The sequence below is a fragment of the Vibrio syngnathi genome (assembly GCF_002119525.1).
GTDB classification, from domain to species: domain Bacteria; phylum Pseudomonadota; class Gammaproteobacteria; order Enterobacterales; family Vibrionaceae; genus Vibrio; species Vibrio syngnathi.
Map to the genome: position 1 here is coordinate 3042692 of NZ_CP017916.1, position 18722 is coordinate 3061413.

Below are 18722 nucleotides of genomic sequence, written 5' to 3' on the forward strand. Positions count from 1 at the left end.
GATCATATCTTTATTAAGATAAACCTAGGAAACACTGAAGCATTTTCAATTTTTTCTTGTCTAATCATGCTCTTTAGTGTAATTCACTAGGTCTATTATCAATAGATATGCCTTTACTTTTTATCGACGAATTGAAAGTAAGAAGACCAACGCTCAAAGTTTTTCAATTTTGAGCATATAGCATCCGGCGTAATATTATTGTCTTTCATATACTTTGCATATAGCTCGATTTTTTCGTCTTGATTTTGAAGCTCTGGAGATACGATACAGATCTTATAGCCAAGTTCATGAATTTTGTCATAAGCTTGCTTATCCATTGGAAATTTAGTAAAGCAATCTACCCAAACCCAATCAACTTTTCCAGCCATAGAAACAAGAGTATCTAAGCCCTCAAATTCAGAGAATCTCAAAGCAATATTCTTCTCTCCATGAGCAGAAAGTAACTTTATCATGGGGAATGTACTATCAAGAAAAAAGTATTTTAATTTCTTACCTTTAATCGAATCCAGTATCCTATGCTCTATTCGCTCACTTTTTACATTGATAATCATTGTTCCGTGAGTATAGTTTTTTAAATACTCTTCAAAGCTATCACCCTCGGAAAATGGATCATGTGCAATGTGTAGACCTTCATTAGAGTCTCGTAAATCAACTTCTACCCCAAAAGAGTCGTCAACCCCTTTTAATTCAGACGCTGAATTAATACGGTGAGCAATAAATTCAACAGTTCTCATATTAAGCTCGCTTTAAACGTTTCTTTAGCTCAAAAGAAAAATCTACGGTTCTCCGAATGAACTTGTATTTTGACTTCAAACCAATATTCCAGCTAGATGTACCATGTATACGCTCAGGAAACAGAACATCAAACCGCTTTACATTAAGGCCAGCAACTTTAGCACTATAATATACAAACAAATCTAGAGAAAAATCTAATGGCGGCTCTTCCCAGCTCTCATAAAAATTACGATGAAAAATGTTTGGTTGAGCATTGATATCCCAAAGCCACTCCCTAAGCAGAAATAACTCGTAAAACGACATGCCCATAGTGAAAAAGTTGTCTGAGAATGGGCGCCCTTTTCTCAGACCTTTAGCAAAAACAGTCTCCTGAGAACTACTTCGTTCAACAAGCTCCAGTCCTTTCACGATATCTTTAGGGTCTGTCTGCATATCTGCATGCGTCCATCCTAAAAATTCACCTTTAGCAACCTCTAGCCCTTTTAAGATTCCGTTGCCATACCCCTCATTAAGAGCCACTATATGACATCGAGCAAAAGGATAATTACCGATAAGCTCATCCATAATGCTTTGTGAATTATCAGTAGAACCATTATTTACCAAAATCACTTCAATATCGTCTCTTTTAATCACTTCGGAAAAACGTTCCAGAATAAGAGGAATATTCTTACCTTCGTTGTAGCAAGGTATAACAATAGAAAGCTTAATCATTAGCAAACACCCAAAACTTTTGACCTAAATAGTTTATAATTGTGCTTGTACCTGTGGCCAAAATAAAAGCCAGGTAGTACATTTGAAATTGCTCATTAACAATTCCATTGACAGATACATTTAACCCTAGAGAGGTAAAGTATAAAGCAGTAAACTTAGAAATATTGCCACCAGTCACCTTTCCTACTTCAAAGGTCCAATAGTTATTCATTAAATACGCAAAAATACTCCCCAAAAGGAAAGATACACCTTTAGCTATACTGTAATCAATTAAACCAGACAAAAATAAGTAACTGATAGTATCAATTGCAACAGCACCGACACCTACGAATACAAACTTCCGTAAATCAACTGGTAAATTTTTATATGTAGTCTTGTTCAAAGCTAAAACACTTATTAATCAGTTGTATTTTGTTATTTTCGGCAACAGACTTATCATTATCTATTTTATATGGATGGCTATCAGATTTATGGAAGAAACTTTGCCAATAATTATACGTGTTGTAATCATTTGGAGTCCCCCAACAGATAAAGTGCTCTACAGGGATAATTTTCACTTGATATATATTCTTATCAAGAAAATTCGCCAAAGAATCGGCATAGTACTCACCATTCACACTACAATCAGCCTCCACCATACGGTTGTATGCATCTTCAAACACTTTCCTGTTTTTAAAATAAAATGCACCTACAATACCCCAGTCATCTTTCGGTATATCTGAGATTGGCTTCTTAACACTAACGTTAACAACGTCATCTCCCTCAACCTCGATCCAGCCATATTGCTCAGGATTTTCTACCGCGTGCGGATGTCCCTTAAACGCCCACAGCAATACATCAACATCTTCATCAATTAGTTTTTTGAAATGGTCTTCATCCCACACCATACCATTGTCGCACGCTCCTATAACAAAACTCTGGTTATTCGGAAGCATCTTAATAATTTCAGCACATGTGGTTGCCTGGCCACTAGTAAGAGTTGGGATTATCACACTTTCAACATTAGTATTTTCAATGACAATACTATCTTTTACCGCGAACTTATTTTCATGCTCTGCAAGCACACCGATAGAGATGTTGTTTGAATTTGGAAGCGCATAGATAGCATTGGCAACCATAGGCTTCCCATTTACAGAGATGAGAGGCTTGGGAATTTTGTAGCCCTCTTTAACAAATCGACTGCCGGCCCCTGCCATAGGAAGCACAACATTATCTACAAGCGGTGTATCTCTTTTCCGCGCCAGAAAGTCTTGATTTGTTTTGAAGTAATTGGACCAACCAAGATATTCATCAACATCTTGTGGTGTGCCCCATTGGAGCATGTGTTGAATCTCGTAGATAGAGACTTTGAGCCCAGCTTCGACTAGCTTATTGTATACAACTGAAACATAGTACTCACCATTAAGGTCATCACCAGATTTTAAAATCGCATCAAAATACGTCTTAAGAAGTTCACCCGTTCTGAAATAATACGTGCCATTCGAAGCAAACTCTTCCATTCGGTTGTCAGTGAAAGGTTTTTTCTCTTGAATTTCCAACATCCACTGGTTATCATCTCTCATAAATGCGTAATTTGTACTACCCAACATATGGGGATGAAATCCCTTATACGCAGGTACGGCACCATCTGCTTTTCGATTTCGAGTATGCTTAAGGAAGCCTTGATAATCCCAATATGTCCCGAAATCACAATAATTTACTATAACTTCTTCTTGATCATTTATCAGGTCATAAACCTGTTGAACGGCATATACAGGACCAAGCTTGTGTTTAGGTATTGTAACTATCTTACCCGTTGGAGCAATCTTCTCCAAAATTGATTTCATATTTGTATTTTGAATATGATCTTCGTTACAGATAAACACAAAATTGCTTTCACCAGGGAACAGCTCAACAACGTGTTGAATGATAGGCTTACCATCAATCACAATTAGCGGCTTGGGGATATCATATCCTGCATCAATAAATCGCTTGCCAATTCCTGACATCGGGATCACAACTTGCATTTATTTTCTCCTATTAAAAATATTTATTAGTTTTTCTTTCTGTATTTTTCTGCTTCCCAATCAGAAAGATAGCGCAACTCTTCAAGCTCTAATTTTTTGACATTACTTTCAGCAGAAACATTCATAATTTTAACGTAGCACAAAAGTACATCTTCAATTTCTTTTAGCTTTTTATAACTTGGACCTTGGACGAAAACACTGCCATCTTTGGTAAAAACGCTAGGATAGGCTTGATACTTGGCTTCATAGTCACTAAATACAGATTTCATTGTTTCTGATAAATCAGGGATCTCCCAGCCAAGGTAGATAAAAATATCAGGACAGAAGCTATTTATCTTACGTGACTCCAGACCTTGCACATATTCGATAATCTCTTGGTTATGAACAAGTGATACAATCGGTAGGTCTTCACTTATTTCACTAAGCTCTGTAAAAATAGAACCTGATTTTTTGTATGTTGAAATATCAAAACCGATGTTATCAGAAACAGTATCACACACTTTATTAGTATACTCCAAAGCCTCCTCAGCTGTATCGGCAGAAACAACCAAACCATGATTCTTTAAAAAGATAACGACTGGACCTTGAATATTTTCAGCTTTAGTTAGGTACTCTTCAACACCTAATAAAAGCTCAATCCCTGGAGTTCTATACTCACTAACATAAGCTTCAGGGAAAGATTCTTTGACCTTTCCCACCAAATCCGTTGACATACAGTATGTAACAGCAATTGGATGTGTATGAAGCACATATTTTTTAAATGATGCATGAAGAAAAGTTTCTATCGATGCCTTTTTTCCCTCAAGAAAAGCACCTTCGAGTATCTTAGCACCTCTATTCTCAAGCGTTTTTTTATCCAATTCGTTAACATCTTCAGATAGAAGCAGGGCTACTTCTCGTTTAAGAATATTAAGATCAAGCTTTGTAATTCCCTCGTGTAATGTCATGTCACCTAAATATGTACCTGAGGATTTCACATAGAGAAAATCCCCCTCTTTTACAGAAGTATTACCACCACCACTTTGAACCAAGTCAAATCTAGAACCTATATAACGCGATGCCTTTATTAGCTCTTTCATTTAAAGTTCACCTGTGCTAATGATTTAACTTCAGTACAACAATTAGAAATGCCAGAAGAACCCTTACCATTGCGGTTGATCCAGAAGCTTTTTATACCAAGAAGATTAGCTCCGACAATATCTTTTTTGTAATTATCTCCGATCATAATTACTTCATCAGTTGATAATTTTAACTTAGTTAGTGCTCGTTTAAACATGAATGGATGTGGTTTTTCAACTCCGGCCTCTTCACTAGTCACAATGAAATCTATCGATTTGGTAAGACCAAGTTTTTCAATTTTTCTGTATTGAATTTCAGCCGTAAGATCTGTCAATAGACAAATAGGAATATCCTTGTATTTATCCAGAAATTGGGTCGCATCTTCGGTTAGAATCATGTTGTTAAGAAACACATCCCAATAAACATGGCTAACATCATAGGCATGTGGAATTGGTTTAATTTGTAAATGTTCTAACATTAACTGGAAATAAAGGATTCTACTATGATTCGCAGCTACATTCGGTAGAATTGATTTTAGTTTCTGCTTTGCAAAATTAAATGCTTCCACCACGGATTGCATATCTATAGCATGCTTATTATGTATAAGCTCTAGAGCTGTATTCAAAGCAACCTGGTGCGTTTCCTCATATTTGTATAGAGTATCATCTAAATCTAACAGTATACCTTTCACGCTCATATTTGGTTTTCTCCTTTCATTCTCTGGCTAATACTGAGTAGTGTAACTAACTGAATAAAACCATTGTAACCAGTGTCAAACTCAGGTTCATTAACGAGTTCGTCGATATTTGGGATAAACTTGTTCGATAACTGGCTAAAGTCAGCCATTTCTGGCGGTTCATAAAGTTCTATTATTTGTGAGTTCAAATCCTCAGCATAATCCCAAGAACTTTGAACATTTAAACCTCTAAGGATCTCTTCTAGCTGTATACTCGCTTCGCACGTAATTCGCAAACCAATTTCGACATCACCAGTTTGGCTATAATCTGAAATCTCTGATACCGGAAAAAATGAAATGATCAAATCAGAAAACTGTTTCTGTGGATATATATACTTCTCAGCATCATTCACTCTTGATTCAATCTGGCACATTATTTTTTCAAGTGTATAACCACGATGAGCCATATCCCTCTGAACTTTCCAATAACGTCTCAAATCTTCGTTTGGCTCCATATAAACCTTTAAATCCACAACCTTTCTTGAAATGGGTAAGTAGAAAGGGTGTAAACCGGACATGAGAATAAACTCCTTAGGCTTGATTGAGTACTGCTCTGTAAAGGTTCCTGTTTTGTGATCATAGTCAACCCGTTTGGCATTTTTCCAACTTTTCAGCTCAACCAGATTTTCAGACTGCCTGTGTAACCAGTTTGCCTTTGGATTTAGGTGAGTATGATTGTTCCAGTTTTCATGTCCCCTCTCCCAACGATGGTCACCATCGCCTTCAATCTGTAACAAGTTATCTTTAAACAGATCCCCAATTAATACTTTAAGCGTAGACTTTCCTGTTCCACTATCCCCACCAACACCGATGATAAAAGGGGTTTTTCGCCTATACAGGTTATTACTTTTCACCGAAAACTTGTAAACATACAAAGCTGTACAAACTAAAGCAGATTCTAGACATGTGAAAATTACGTTGGAAACAATATCTTGGTCAACTTTATATAGTGGAACAACTTCTCCCAAAAACAGAATTGGTGTTTGATCGTATTTATGTGCAAATATAAAATATGTTAAATATAGTATATTTAGCACCCCTAATGCGAAATACCCTTCTAACAGCTTACTACTATTTTTAGCAATACTGAGGGTAACAAAAGGTAATAACCAAACATACCAACCGGGGGAAGGAATGAAAAAGAAAATGTTCGCAATGAATAACAAACTTATAAACGCAATTAGTAAATCTTTATTTACTTTTTTAAAAGATAAAAAGTAAGCATAAAGAACTAAAGACACGAGTATTGGTAGATAAAGATCAATGGTTCCTATTGCATATTTACTATCGAACAATAATTTCTGCTTTGAGCTAAGAAGAACCAATTCCATATAAGAATCAGAGGCTATAAATGGTAAAGCAGATATAAAAAATGTGGTAAATGAAATTGCAGGAAAAAGAAAAATCCACCCCAAATCCCTATGCTTATACATATATATCATCAATAATGGCAGTGCTAACAATACATTTAACTTTGCTCCTAGTGACAAACCAAATATGATTGATGCTCGCAAATACTTGCCTTTAACAAAGAAGACAAGAGACAACAAAAGTATCGATATTGGTATTACATCTAGCTGATTGTGGATATAAGTTGAAAATAAAACTATCGGAGACAAAACGTACAAAAGAGCAACACGCGATTTCTTATATTGAGTTAGTTCCACCAGACAGTAAGCTATAAGCAGATCGGACAAAATAAGAGGAGTGCTGTATATTAAGTTGTTAATAAAATAAATATCTATATTTATTTTATCCATTAAGTAATTAAAAATAGAAAGTACGTAAAGCATTGTTGTGGAGTATGGGAAGTCAGCCAACAATGTTCCATTGTAAACCGCACTCCATGGGTTGTCGATGTTAACAACAAACCAATTAGTAAAAGGATAAAATAGATCTTGTTGATAACCTGAAGAAAATAAACCTAAAATAAGCCATTTAACAAAAAAAATAAGTGCTAGGTAATTTACCTTATAATAATTAAAGCTCACCCTAAAATAATCCAAATTTTTCATTTAAGTTAATTCCAACCTATATACAACAGAGCTAATGATAAACATAAAATAAGCTCAAACCACATTAAAACGACAATAAATAAAAGTGCCATCTTGTTGATTATATTTTTGAGAAATCATACAACAAAGGCTCAATGTTGTCGACGGCTTTATTGCGCAAATCAGTACAGCATCAGTGTCGCTCCATTTCATGTATTTCTTATCTAAACAGCAAATTTCTGGTATTCCTGACCCCGTAAGTTTATTCAACGCCTTTGTGATTTACATAAGCTTCCCTCCATTTATACATATTTTCTAGTTCACTCTCCCCCCCTCTAGCATTGTTTAACTCGATACATCGCTGTTTCTTAGATGTGGTATCCATACCTCTCTTTACAATACATTTTTGAACTGTAAAATTCTGGCAACCCACAGCGAAACTTAGAGAGTGTCCGAGCTCCCAGAAATATAGGCTTTTCATGGATGAAAAATGCAACATCGCGTCGTGGAGTCCATCGTCAGACCTTCAATGAGGCTTCGCCATAAACTTGAATACCGTCGAACCAATGGTTGGGAGCAGTACCCTCCTCCCAAAATGAGCCATCAATTTACTTGGCTCTTTGGCTAGTACAAATGGAGTTAGGACAACTTAAAGGAGCATGGGCTAACCCTAATATCGAGTCGATGAATCTTTGAGATACCCTTAATTTCATATATAGCACTCACTTCACCAGAGCGTAGTTTCAAAGCTAAGCTACTCATTTGACTAGATTTAAAGCGAACTCTCTGTTTACTTTGCACTCTACCAATCACTGCTTATTGAACAACCAAAAGGTTATAGACCACCGCTAACGAGTATTGGTTATTTTATAACGGGGCTTAGATATAAACCACATGAAGTGGTGGGTGTAACTGACCAAATTGTAGGAAATGAGCTTAGTGTCATTTAATTACGCAACAAAGTCGATATAGCACCACAATCCCTGTATTTTGTTTTTCACATAGGATAGAATGCGCGGCCTATATCTATACCGATTTGATGTTACGCAAGAGGGCTCCACTAGATGAAAGTTCTTAAAAACAACCTAAGACTCATCGCTTCACTAACCAAAAGAGACATTGAAAATAGATACAAAAATTCAACATTAGGACTGGTTTGGGTTATCGTTTTTCCAATATTCATGCTTCTTATCTACACTTTTGTTTTTGGTTTTGTATTTAAAGCTAAATGGGGAGGTGAAGTTCAGGCAAACTATAGTTTAGTCATGTTCCTTGGATTAATTATACACGCATATATGGCTGAATGTATCGGAAGAGCTACATCACTAATTCAAAGCAATGCTAACTATGTAAAAAAAGTAGTATTCCCGTTGGAGTCTCTATGTTGGGTAGCCTTATTATCTTCCCTATTTCAATTCACTATGGGGCTAATCGTATTTTTTATATTCTTGCTTTTGTCTAGCACGCCGCTCCAAGCAACAACTGTTTTGGCACCAATAGTATTCTTGCCATTCGCAATCCTTTCATACGCACTCATTCTATTCCTATCATCTCTATCTGTTTACATAAGAGATGTGGCACACATGATGTCGATAGTCATATCTGTAATGCTGTTTATGTCCCCTGTCTTTTATTCAATAGATGCAGTGCCAGAAAGCTATCAATGGGTGATGTACTTGAACCCAATAACTTATGTTATAGAGAACCTCAGAAATGTAATCCTTCATGGAACGCTTTTTGATATGAAAGGTTACCTTTTATATTCAACTATAAGCATTATTTTATACATTGCATCTAGTAAATGGTTCAAGCTAACGAAAAAGGGGTTCTCTGATGTCTTATAGAACAGTAATTAAAACTCAAGGGTTGAATAAAAGTTTCCTTATGTTTAGCAATCCTCTCGAGCGCCTAAAACAACTGCTAGGAATCAGGAAAAATTACGAGCAACATACTGCCATTGAAAACGTAAATATCGAGATTCATAAGGGAGAGACGGTTGGTATTATAGGTGTAAATGGTTCAGGCAAATCTACGTTATTACAACTAATTTGCGGAACTTTAACCCCCTCCAAAGGGACGGCTGTTGTTGACGGTCGAGTCTCAGCCTTATTAGAACTCGGCGCCGGATTTAATCCTGAATTCACAGGGCTGGAGAACATTTATCTCAATGCCACCTTAATGGGTCTGTCTAGGAAAGAAACTGATAATGTTTTACAGGATATTGTTGACTTTGCTGATATTGGCGAGTTCATAAACCAGCCAGTAAAAACGTATTCTAGCGGGATGTTCGCCAGACTAGCATTCTCAACGGCCATTCATGTGGAGCCAGAAATATTAATTGTGGATGAAATTTTGGCAGTCGGTGATTCACGTTTTCAACGAAAATGTTTGGATAAGTTCAAAGAAATTCGTAATACAGGGTGTACAATCTTGTTTGTATCCCATGATGATTATCAAGTTAGAAATATATGCGACAAAGTTCTCTACTTAAAACAAGGAAAGCAAGTGTTTTTTGGGGAGGCTGATGAAGGTGTAGCATACTACCTTCAGGACTTACAAAATATGGATAGTCAAAATCTGAAGCCTGCTGATGTTGAATCCAATGCAAACAAATTGGTAGATATAACAAATCCTCTACTGCTTAACAAAGACAATGAGTCAGTTGATGAAATTGAAACCGGCAACTCTGTCACATTACAATTCGACTATACCTGTTCTGATATCAACCTCATCGGTGAGCTTTGCTTTGTATTTAACCTATATCGAAAAGATAACGTTTACGTTTGCGGGACAACTACTGAAATGCAAAACGCAGATATAAAGAAAAACATAGCAACGGGTAGAGTGCGAGTAACATTCCCTAACCTTGAACTGCTAGCAGGGGTATACAACTGGAGAGTTGCGGTAAATGATAGCGATGGGATACAAATAATATCAGAACTAATACCTGTATGTGAGTTCAGCGTTAAAGATACATTTAAGACTGTTGGTTTGTATGACATAAAGCACACTTGGAGTCTGGAGGAGATTAAATAATGGAACGAATGAGCTCAGAACTTATCCAAAAGAACTTTCTCTTTGATGAGCATGTTGCAAGATATAATCACTTTTCTTCATTTATTTCAGGAAGAGTATTAGACTGCGCATGTGGCATAGGCTACGCATCAAGATTGGTAGCATCAAATAGCAATGTTGTAAGTTACATTGGCGTGGATATATCTCAAGAAGCTATAAAAGTAGCCAAATCGAATTTTTCCACCACAGATAATAAGGTTAAATTCAAGTTAGGCAGTATTTTTGAGTTACCTGAGCCGGACAATAGCATTGATACATTTATATCGATGGAAACTCTAGAGCACCTAGAAGAACCCAACTTAGCGCTGAGTGAAATAAAGAGAGTTCTAAAAGATGATGGTTTTTTCATTGGTAGCGTCCCTACTGCTGAATATGATCAAAAGTGTCACTCTGTTTATGGCGAAAACCCATACCATATTACACGCTTCGACTTTGAAAGGTTAAACAGTCTTCTAAAGATAAATTTTAAATATGTTTACATTGGAAAAATGACGCGTGAACTGGTTTCATATTTCAGGCCAATCACAGAAGAAAATCCAAGTAACACAGATAATGAAGTGTTAAATGATAATTACTCAACCAGTCATGGTTCGTTTTTATTCATCTGCTCTAATCATAGGTTTGAATTAGCATCTGAAAATAAAATTTATTTATCCCAATCTCTAGTGGAATACGATGAAGAACAACTAATACCATTTATCAACTCAATGAAACATGCTGAAAACATTGCATTAGAAAGGGAAGTTATAATCAATGAAATGGAATCCGCATATTCAAAGAGAGTAATCGAACTTCAAAGCAAAGTTAATGAGCTTGAGCTTGAGCTTTTTAAGATAAAATCCATAAACGCAGAAAAAAAGTGATTTACGATGAACATTGATAAAACAACTCTATCAGATAGTATTGAATATTTACTATCTGACTTTTTCGACACGGTAGTTTCGCGAAACTGCCACCCGGAAGAAGTAAAGATGCGCTGGTGTTCAAAAATTATTGACATCTTTAATTTAGATATTGACACACAGCAGTTGTATGATATTAGAATAAAATGTGAAGCTGCTATTTGTCAGTCTAACCTTGATAAATCAGGTGAGCTTGAATTCAAGTACAATGAATTATTAGCGCTCATGCTCAATATATTACGTACTAATCTATCTCTTAACTTATCTAAAGAGCTATTCTTAAGTCTCTCAAAGAAAATTGAGCTTGATATCGAGAAAAACGTGCAACATCTGAATAAGGATGTTGTGCGCTTTTTTGAAAAAAACAAAAAAAACAACACAAAAATATATATAATATCTGACTTTTATATGGATGCGGACTTTATCCAAGAGCTAGCTAAGCATCACTGTATCAGTCATTTAATCGACGAGTATTTCACATCTGCAGATTTTCTAAAAACTAAAAGAAGTGGAAACCTTTACGATGCAATTCTGAAAGAAAGAAATATAAAGCCAACATCGGCATATATGATTGGTGACAATATTCATAGCGATGTAGACATGTCAAGAATGCGCGATATACACGCATTACACATCCCAAGAGATTTCTCTCACTATGAAAAATCGTTGAAAATTGCCAAGCATAATCCGAAGGTTAAAAAAAATCTTCTCAAGACTCTAAGGGCTAAAGAGTTTGATTTCTACTGGATGGCAATTCCATTATTTATATTCATTGCCAAATTACATAATCGTTTAATTCAAGACCAAGCTAAGAATGTGATTTTTTTAGCCAGAGAAGGCGAGTTTTTAAAAGAAATTTTTGATATTTATAATGAAAGCTATCCTATTGCAGGAATTAAAACTCATTACATGTATGCATCTCGCAGGGGAACATACCTCCCATCATTGCGCCCTTTGAAAGACGAAGACTTTAGTAAGCTTCTAAACCAATACTCTGACATGTCATTAAACGTTTTTATTGATAGTTTAGGGCTCGCTGACTTTCTACCTGAACTGGAAAGTGATCTAAAACATATTAATTTTACGATTCCACAGACAGACTTCAAAAATAGCGCAGCATTGCTTCAATTGCTTGAAAGTAAGAGTTTTAAAAAAGTTTACGAAGAAGAAAGAAAAAATCGTAGACAATACCTAGAGTCTTACGTTGACAAGCTTGTCGGAAAGGAGGATTTGTATCTGGTTGATGTCGGTTGGAAAGGGAGCATTCAAGATAATATTCACTCCGCCTTAAATAGACCAGTAACGGGTTATTATTGCGGTATATTAAGAGGTGCTCATAGCACAAGTGAAAACAATAAGCATGGCTTATTGTTTCATGAAATGGCAAATGAAGAAAACTTAGATTCAGTATACAATGAATTCAGAGCTTCTTACGAGGTATTTTGCTCGGCGTCGCACGGAAGTTTAATCGAATACACCTCCGCGCCTAAATTTGGCATATTAGAAGAAAACGAAGCTGAACTAAAAATATTCTCTAAACATATTAGACCTTTACAGCTTAATTTAAGAAAATTACTAGAGGAGTTGATTTATATGAAAAACAATAATGCACTCAGTATTTCTGAAATTGAAGCAATTTTGAAGCCCGTTTATGAGAAATCTGTATTTCTACCAAAGACCTCCGAAATGAACAGCTTTGCTAAATTAGAGCACTATGAAAACTTTGGAGTCTTTGAGTTTTCGTCTTTTGATGCGGGTTCATCAAACCGATTAACTTATATAAAATCTTTAGTATCCAACCCTAAGCATACTGTAGGCCGAGAATGGTGGAAACCATTAGGTTTTAAGAATAACCGCTGTGGATTCTTAAAATACCCTTACTTTATGTTTAAAAAATCAATAATGAGTAAAAAATGAAAATTTGTTTCTTAGTATGGAGTCCAGATATAAGCGGTGGCACAAATGTTATTTTAGAACATGCGACTCGCTTAAGTAAATTTGGCAATGAAATAACGATTGTTACTGAATTACCAGTGTCAGATAAAGATATAGCTTGGTTTGAGGGTGCTAATTCACTCAACTGGAAAACGTATGACGAGGTGACTAATGAGCATTTTGAGTTAACTTTTGCTACGTGGTGGCGTACAGTCTTTTACTTAAAGAGAATAACTTCATCTCGATATGCCTATTTTGTTCAGTCTATTGAGTCTAAATTTTATCCAGAAGAAGATGTGGTTCTACGCAACCTAATAGAACAAACATACTCTTTAGAACTAGACATAATAACTGAAGCGACGTGGATTGCTAATTATTTATCAGACCAATATAAGCGCGATGTACAACTTGTAAAAAATGGGATAAGAAAAGAGTTCTTTAATACTCAAATTAACCCCGTAGAAAAACGAGACGAGAATAAGTTTAAAGTCCTTGTTGAGGGACCATTAAATGTATCGTTTAAAAATACAGAGCTAGCAATTACTTTAGCAAATCAGTCAAATGCAGATGAAGTATGGCTTCTCACATCGTCCCCCATAGGCGCTTACGAAGGAGTTGATCGACTATTCAGCAAGATCCCGATGTCAAAAGTAGGTGAAATATATTCTTCTTGTGATGCCATAGTCAAGTTATCAACAGTGGAAGGGATGTTTGGCCCTCCACTTGAGTGCTACCATTGCGGAGGTACTTCAATCTCATATGACGTAACTGGTTATGATGAATATATTGAACATGGCGTAAATGGGTTAGTAAGTTACAATAGAGATAATAATGATATTGTAGATAAGATAAATCAACTTGTAGAAAATCGCTCACTATTAGCTTCATTAAAAACGAATGCTCTTGAAACAGCTAAAGATTGGCCTACATGGCAGGAAAGCTCCCAACAGTTCGAGCTTTCTTGTCAAAAAATATTAACTGAAACTAAGTTTGACCAAAATATCGACCAAATTTCAGTTAAAGCAGACTTAATGTTTTCAACATATGAGGCTCATATCGCTGTACCTCAAGGACAGGTCATTACACTAGGGATAAAAGCTGCATTAATACAAAGAATGCGTCTAAGTACACCGAACTTATTCAACTTATTAACGAAGGTAAGAAACTACCTACATCCCTTATTAAATAGGTAATTAAAGCTTAAGGAAGCGTTTTGAAAAAGATTTGTTTTTTGGTCGGCTCGATTGGGATAAGCGGTGGAACTTATGTAATAATTCAACATGCCTCTTATCTTAGAGAGCAAGGTTATAACGTATTCATAGCTATACAGTCGAGCTTCAATGAAAAAACCTTAAAGTGGCATGATAAATTAAGCCAGTTAAACTGTGTTTCCTTTGATGATGCAAAATTAGAAAAGTACGATCTAGTTATTGCGACTTGGTGGAAGACAGCGGTTCACCTTCACGAATTTAATTCTCAACACTTTGGGTATTTTATACAGTCTATAGAGTCTAAGTTCTACTCTTCTGAGCAAACTGCATTAAGGCAATATGTTGATGCAACATACAAGCTTCCTGTTCATATGGTTACGGAGGCAACTTGGATTCAAGGTTTTCTAAAACAACAATTCGGTCAAAATGCTTCATTAGTAAAAAACGGTATTAGAAAAGACATTTATAACAATACCAATAAGAGGGAAAGAACTGGCTTTCGAGTATTAGTTGAAGGGCATTTTGGTGTGCCATTTAAAAATACAGCGCTAGCTATAAAGCTTGCAAAACAAGCTAATGTTCGTGATATATGGGTTTTAACAGGCAGCCCTATAAAGTGGTTACCTGGAGTCAGTAAAGTGTTTTCTCAGATTCCAATGTCAGAAACAGCTAATATATATAAACAATGCGATGTGATCATTAAATTAAGTACGGTTGAAGGTATGTTTGGTCCACCCTTAGAAATGTTTCACTGCGGTGGTACAGCTATAGTATTCAATGTCTCAGGTCACGACGAATATATCATAAACAATTTCAATGCACGTGTAATTGAAGATAATAACGTTGATGAAGTTGTTCGTTTTATCCGAGAACTGCAAGAAGATGTCGATAAGCTAAACGCGTTAAAAGACGGAGCCTTGATCACTGCTGACTCTTGGCCTAGTTGGGATTATTCATCAAAAAAATTCTCCGAATGGATAAAAGGAATACTAATACAGCCTAACAGCAACTCTGTTAGTAATGATATTAAAGAAATAAATGACTTTCATCTCACAACTTATCGCACTTCAACAAGCGCCAAATTATCAAAACGAAGAAGTACTGCATTTGTTATGTTTGTGAAAAAATCATCTCATCACATACCAATACACATAAAATCTATAATCAAGCAATGCCAAGCAATTTTTGAAGTCCTTTCTCAAAAAAGAGATGTAAAATAATGACGAAACTACTTTCATTAGATGTTTGGGACACCTTAATACGTCGCGAAGTATATCCGGAGTATCCTAAACTCTACACTATGAATGTATTATTATGCATGTATCGCTCTCTGATTTATGATGAGTATAAATGTAAAAATAAACTTTATCAAAAGCGTATCTCTATCGAAGCACAACTGGTGAAGAATAATTCAACACTAAATGGTGAGTATGCAATTCAAGATGTATTTGAACAGTTACTCATAGATGTTACAGACCTAGATGATGTAGGTAAGTTAGCAAGTTTACTGATTGAGATAGAGATTAACTACGAGAAAAAGTATACTTATCTAGACTCTACAATACTTCAAGAAATATCTAAAATTGAGCGGGATTTTACTGTTTTCATTTCAGACTTCTACATGGATTCTAAGTCCATATCAAAAATATTAGCTAGCAACAATATCAATACACTTATTGATACCGGTTTTAGCTCTTGTGAAATGGGTACTAACAAAAGGTCCAAGAAATTATTTGAGTTAGTCCAGAATAAATTGAATATCACAAGCAATAATCATACACATATTGGGGACCATGAATTCTCTGATTTTACGGCACCCAAGTCTCTTGGTATTAATTCGATTCATTTTTGGCCAGATGAGGAATCCAGAAAGAGAATAATAAACGAATACCATTGGCATTCACGCGATTCTTTGTTAAAGCACTTATTATCAAGCTCAATACAGCAAACTAACGCAGAGAATAGTCTCGTCGAGCCCCTTACTCCATTAATGGTTGGGTTTCTTTTAGACATTGCAGAGCAAGCAATTGAAAACGAAATAGATTTCATAGGCTTTTGCACTAGAGAGGGAGAGTTTTTTTATGACTGTTGGAAGCGCCTATTTCCAACAGGCTTCTTCTTTGGTAAGCAATTACCAACTATCGAAGTAATTGAAGTTAGTCGAATGGCAACATTTTCGCCAACAATTACCGAAGTAACTACAGAACAAATGCAAAGAATGTGGTCGTTATTCAAAACACAGTCTATAAAGACGATGCTGAGTTCACTCAATATTCAAGTAAAACTGGTCGAACACATATTGGAAAGGCATAAAATTGACGCTAATTTCGAATATAGTGGTTTAAAGGATAATAAGGTTATCTCGCGATTATTTGAAGACAGCGAGTTTTGTCACATAATCGAATCACATTGTTTAAAGCAAAGAATGTTGATAAAAAAATATCTTGGTTCAAAATTTAACAATAGTAAAAAAGTTGCTCTTATCGATATAGGTTGGAGGGGGACTATACAAGATAACATTTGTCGAATATTTCCAGACATTGATTTTATTGGTTTTTACTTAGGGCTTCATAAATTCATTAACAATCAAGAATCTAATTCTAAAAAGAATGGGTATTGTTTTGACCTAAACATAGACAATTCAGATTCGATGCTACTTGAAGATGCTACTATCTACGAAATGCTCTTTAACTCCCCAAATGGGTCTGTAATTGGTTATAAAGAGAACGGAGATATGGTCATCGCAGAAAAAATAGTTTCTGATGATGAAAACAAAACCTACTTCGATTACTCCTTAATTTTTCAAAAAGGGATTATTGAAAATATTGAATTTTGGCCAAGGAATATTGAAAAGTACGTATTACATTCTAGAGAGTTTCGCCCCGTAGCAAGGCGTGCACTTGAAAACATTACTCGTAGCCCAGGAAAAAATTTAATTATTGCTCGATCCAATCTTCATCATAATGAAATGTTTGGTCTAGGAGAGTTCAGCTCATCTAGTCAAGTCCCAACTTATTATGAAATATTTACATCGTTGTTAATTAATCAAAGTAGAAAAGAGCTAATCACTTTCTTCAGAGCACATAAATGGGTTCAAAGTATTAAAATGATTGAGGGAATTTCGCCGTTAAAGAAAAATATCCTTATCGCTATACTAAGAGCCGTGAAACTAATTTTTCGAATCAAAACCCGATTTTTTTGAGAAACGAATGAATAATAAAAAACTTGTTTTTATAATTAATGTTGACTGGTATTTTAAACTTCATTGGATCGATCGTGCTAGATACTTTCAGAGTTTAGGTTATGATATTCATATTATAACTTCGTTTACAAAGAATAAAATACTTGATGAACTTTCATACGAAGGTATGCAGTGCTATAACTTAGAGTTTAAACGGAACAGTTTGAATGTATTAAGAGAGATTAAAACTACCATACAATTAAAAAAAATATTGTCTGACATTGAACCGGACATAATTCATTGCATCACAATCAAACCCAACATTTATGTGGGTTTGATTAACAGAATAATATTTAGAAAAAAAATAGTATATAGCATCACTGGACTTGGTGCCGTATTTAGCTCTGAAAACAAGAAATTCAGATTTATCAGAAAAGCCATACAGTCACTATATAAACTTGTATCAACAGACCATAGTATGTTCATATTTGAAAATAGTGAGGACTATGCCTTTTTCGAGAAAAAAAACATATTAAAGCACTCTAATGGTATAGTTATTAAAGGTGCAGGGATTGACCTGTCTCTATTTGATAAGAGCCAACATACACCTTGTCTAAATATTTTGTTTGCAGCTCGCCTGCTTGAAGACAAAGGCCTTCGCATTCTTATAAACGCTTGCAAGCAATTAAAACAAGAAGGTATTCCTATAAAGTTACTAGTTGCAGGAATTATAGATCTGGACGTCACATCAGCCATACCCATGGAAGAAATCAATCAATGGAATAAAGATGGTCACATTAAATGGCTAGGTAACGTCAAAGATATGCCTGATTTAATCAAATCCAGCCACATCATTTGCTTACCAACGGTGTATGGTGAGGGTGTTCCGAGAATACTAATAGAAGGTGCTTCTTGCCAGCGTCCTATTATAACTACAAATGTACCAGGTTGTAGAGAACTAGTTGAGCATAATGTTACCGGGTTGTTAGCCAAACCTGGAGATGTAAGCAGCCTAAAACATTGTATAAAAGCAGTTATACTTGATGATGATAATGCTCGTGCTATCGCTTACAATGCGCGAAAAAAAGTAGAGACCGAATTCTCACAAGAAATAGTTTTTAGAAGGACGAGAGAAGTTTATGACCGCCTGTATGACTCGTAACCTTCCCAGCGACTT

At 35.5% G+C, this 18722-nt stretch carries 15 protein-coding genes; 8 read left to right on the top strand and 7 right to left on the bottom strand.

Going from position 1 to position 18722, the window contains the following annotated elements:
- Positions 1 to 113: 113 nt before the first annotated feature.
- Genes K08M4_RS13795 through K08M4_RS13825 form a run of 7 tightly spaced genes read right to left on the bottom strand, consistent with a single transcriptional unit; the run spans position 114 to position 7262 of the window.
- A complete protein-coding gene (locus K08M4_RS13795; protein WP_086050210.1) occupies positions 114 to 734 on the bottom strand; it encodes a PI-PLC domain-containing protein in 621 nt (206 codons plus the stop codon).
- A gap of 1 nt (position 735) precedes the next feature.
- On the bottom strand, positions 736 to 1446 hold the full coding sequence (locus tag K08M4_RS13800; RefSeq protein WP_086050211.1) for a glycosyltransferase family 2 protein: 711 nt from the start codon (positions 1444 to 1446) through the stop codon (positions 736 to 738).
- On the bottom strand, positions 1439 to 1828 hold the full coding sequence (locus K08M4_RS13805) for a GtrA family protein (protein WP_157665748.1): 390 nt from the start codon (positions 1826 to 1828) through the stop codon (positions 1439 to 1441). The genes K08M4_RS13800 and K08M4_RS13805 overlap by 8 nt, the downstream gene beginning before the upstream one ends.
- Complete coding sequence (locus K08M4_RS13810) at positions 1809 to 3452, bottom strand: NTP transferase domain-containing protein (RefSeq protein WP_198299297.1); 1644 nt, start codon at positions 3450 to 3452, stop codon at positions 1809 to 1811. The genes K08M4_RS13805 and K08M4_RS13810 overlap by 20 nt, the downstream gene beginning before the upstream one ends.
- A gap of 26 nt (positions 3453 to 3478) precedes the next feature.
- On the bottom strand, positions 3479 to 4531 hold the full coding sequence (locus tag K08M4_RS13815) for a class II aldolase/adducin family protein (RefSeq protein WP_086050213.1): 1053 nt from the start codon (positions 4529 to 4531) through the stop codon (positions 3479 to 3481).
- A complete protein-coding gene (locus tag K08M4_RS13820) occupies positions 4528 to 5208 on the bottom strand; it encodes an HAD family hydrolase (RefSeq protein WP_086050214.1) in 681 nt (226 codons plus the stop codon). The genes K08M4_RS13815 and K08M4_RS13820 overlap by 4 nt, the downstream gene beginning before the upstream one ends.
- A complete protein-coding gene (locus tag K08M4_RS13825; RefSeq protein ID WP_086050215.1) occupies positions 5205 to 7262 on the bottom strand; it encodes a hypothetical protein in 2058 nt (685 codons plus the stop codon). The genes K08M4_RS13820 and K08M4_RS13825 overlap by 4 nt, the downstream gene beginning before the upstream one ends.
- 1043 nt (positions 7263 to 8305) lie before the next feature.
- On the opposite strand from K08M4_RS13825, the gene K08M4_RS13835 reads away from it, so the two are divergent.
- Genes K08M4_RS13835 through K08M4_RS13870 form a run of 8 tightly spaced genes read left to right on the top strand, consistent with a single transcriptional unit; the run spans position 8306 to position 18707 of the window.
- Positions 8306 to 9085 (top strand): ABC transporter permease, encoded by a 780-nt coding sequence (locus K08M4_RS13835; RefSeq protein WP_086050217.1) that lies wholly within the window; start codon positions 8306 to 8308, stop codon positions 9083 to 9085.
- Positions 9075 to 10277: an ABC transporter ATP-binding protein gene (locus tag K08M4_RS13840; protein ID WP_086050218.1), complete on the top strand. Its 1203-nt coding sequence runs from the start codon at positions 9075 to 9077 to the stop codon at positions 10275 to 10277. Before K08M4_RS13835 ends, K08M4_RS13840 begins: the two co-directional genes overlap by 11 nt.
- Positions 10277 to 11179, top strand: coding sequence for a class I SAM-dependent methyltransferase (locus K08M4_RS13845; RefSeq protein ID WP_086050219.1), 903 nt, complete (start codon positions 10277 to 10279; stop codon positions 11177 to 11179). Before K08M4_RS13840 ends, K08M4_RS13845 begins: the two co-directional genes overlap by 1 nt.
- Before the next feature lie 6 nt (positions 11180 to 11185).
- On the top strand, positions 11186 to 13135 hold the full coding sequence (locus K08M4_RS13850) for an HAD hydrolase-like protein (RefSeq protein WP_086050220.1): 1950 nt from the start codon (positions 11186 to 11188) through the stop codon (positions 13133 to 13135).
- Positions 13132 to 14346 carry a glycosyltransferase gene (locus K08M4_RS13855; protein ID WP_086050221.1) on the top strand — a complete coding sequence of 405 codons (1215 nt, stop codon included), beginning with the start codon at positions 13132 to 13134 and terminating at the stop codon, positions 14344 to 14346. The genes K08M4_RS13850 and K08M4_RS13855 overlap by 4 nt, the downstream gene beginning before the upstream one ends.
- Positions 14347 to 14366: 20 nt before the next feature.
- The gene (locus tag K08M4_RS13860) at positions 14367 to 15584 is read left to right on the top strand and encodes a glycosyltransferase (protein ID WP_198299298.1); all 1218 of its coding nucleotides are present in this window, start codon (positions 14367 to 14369) and stop codon (positions 15582 to 15584) included.
- A complete protein-coding gene (locus K08M4_RS13865) occupies positions 15584 to 17566 on the top strand; it encodes a hypothetical protein (RefSeq protein ID WP_086050222.1) in 1983 nt (660 codons plus the stop codon). The genes K08M4_RS13860 and K08M4_RS13865 overlap by 1 nt, the downstream gene beginning before the upstream one ends.
- A 7-nt stretch (positions 17567 to 17573) precedes the next feature.
- The gene (locus K08M4_RS13870) at positions 17574 to 18707 is read left to right on the top strand and encodes a glycosyltransferase family 4 protein (RefSeq protein ID WP_086050223.1); all 1134 of its coding nucleotides are present in this window, start codon (positions 17574 to 17576) and stop codon (positions 18705 to 18707) included.
- Positions 18708 to 18722 lie beyond the last annotated feature (15 nt).

Excerpts from the sequence above, each read along its gene's own strand:
- K08M4_RS13845 (WP_086050219.1), top strand. The coding sequence starts at position 10,277 with ATGGAACGAATGAGCTCAGAACTTATCCAAAAGAACTTTCTCTTTGAT.
- K08M4_RS13850 (WP_086050220.1), top strand. The coding sequence starts at position 11,186 with ATGAACATTGATAAAACAACTCTATCAGATAGTATTGAATATTTACTA.
- K08M4_RS13820 (WP_086050214.1), bottom strand. The coding sequence starts at position 5,208 with ATGAGCGTGAAAGGTATACTGTTAGATTTAGATGATACTCTATACAAA.
- K08M4_RS13835 (WP_086050217.1), top strand. The coding sequence starts at position 8,306 with ATGAAAGTTCTTAAAAACAACCTAAGACTCATCGCTTCACTAACCAAA.
- K08M4_RS13800 (WP_086050211.1), bottom strand. The coding sequence starts at position 1,446 with ATGATTAAGCTTTCTATTGTTATACCTTGCTACAACGAAGGTAAGAAT.
- K08M4_RS13865 (WP_086050222.1), top strand. The coding sequence starts at position 15,584 with ATGACGAAACTACTTTCATTAGATGTTTGGGACACCTTAATACGTCGC.
- K08M4_RS13840 (WP_086050218.1), top strand. The coding sequence starts at position 9,075 with ATGTCTTATAGAACAGTAATTAAAACTCAAGGGTTGAATAAAAGTTTC.
- K08M4_RS13855 (WP_086050221.1), top strand. The coding sequence starts at position 13,132 with ATGAAAATTTGTTTCTTAGTATGGAGTCCAGATATAAGCGGTGGCACA.
- K08M4_RS13795 (WP_086050210.1), bottom strand. The coding sequence starts at position 734 with ATGAGAACTGTTGAATTTATTGCTCACCGTATTAATTCAGCGTCTGAA.
- K08M4_RS13810 (WP_198299297.1), bottom strand. The coding sequence starts at position 3,452 with ATGCAAGTTGTGATCCCGATGTCAGGAATTGGCAAGCGATTTATTGAT.
- K08M4_RS13825 (WP_086050215.1), bottom strand. The coding sequence starts at position 7,262 with ATGAAAAATTTGGATTATTTTAGGGTGAGCTTTAATTATTATAAGGTA.
- K08M4_RS13870 (WP_086050223.1), top strand. The coding sequence starts at position 17,574 with ATGAATAATAAAAAACTTGTTTTTATAATTAATGTTGACTGGTATTTT.
- K08M4_RS13815 (WP_086050213.1), bottom strand. The coding sequence starts at position 4,531 with ATGAAAGAGCTAATAAAGGCATCGCGTTATATAGGTTCTAGATTTGAC.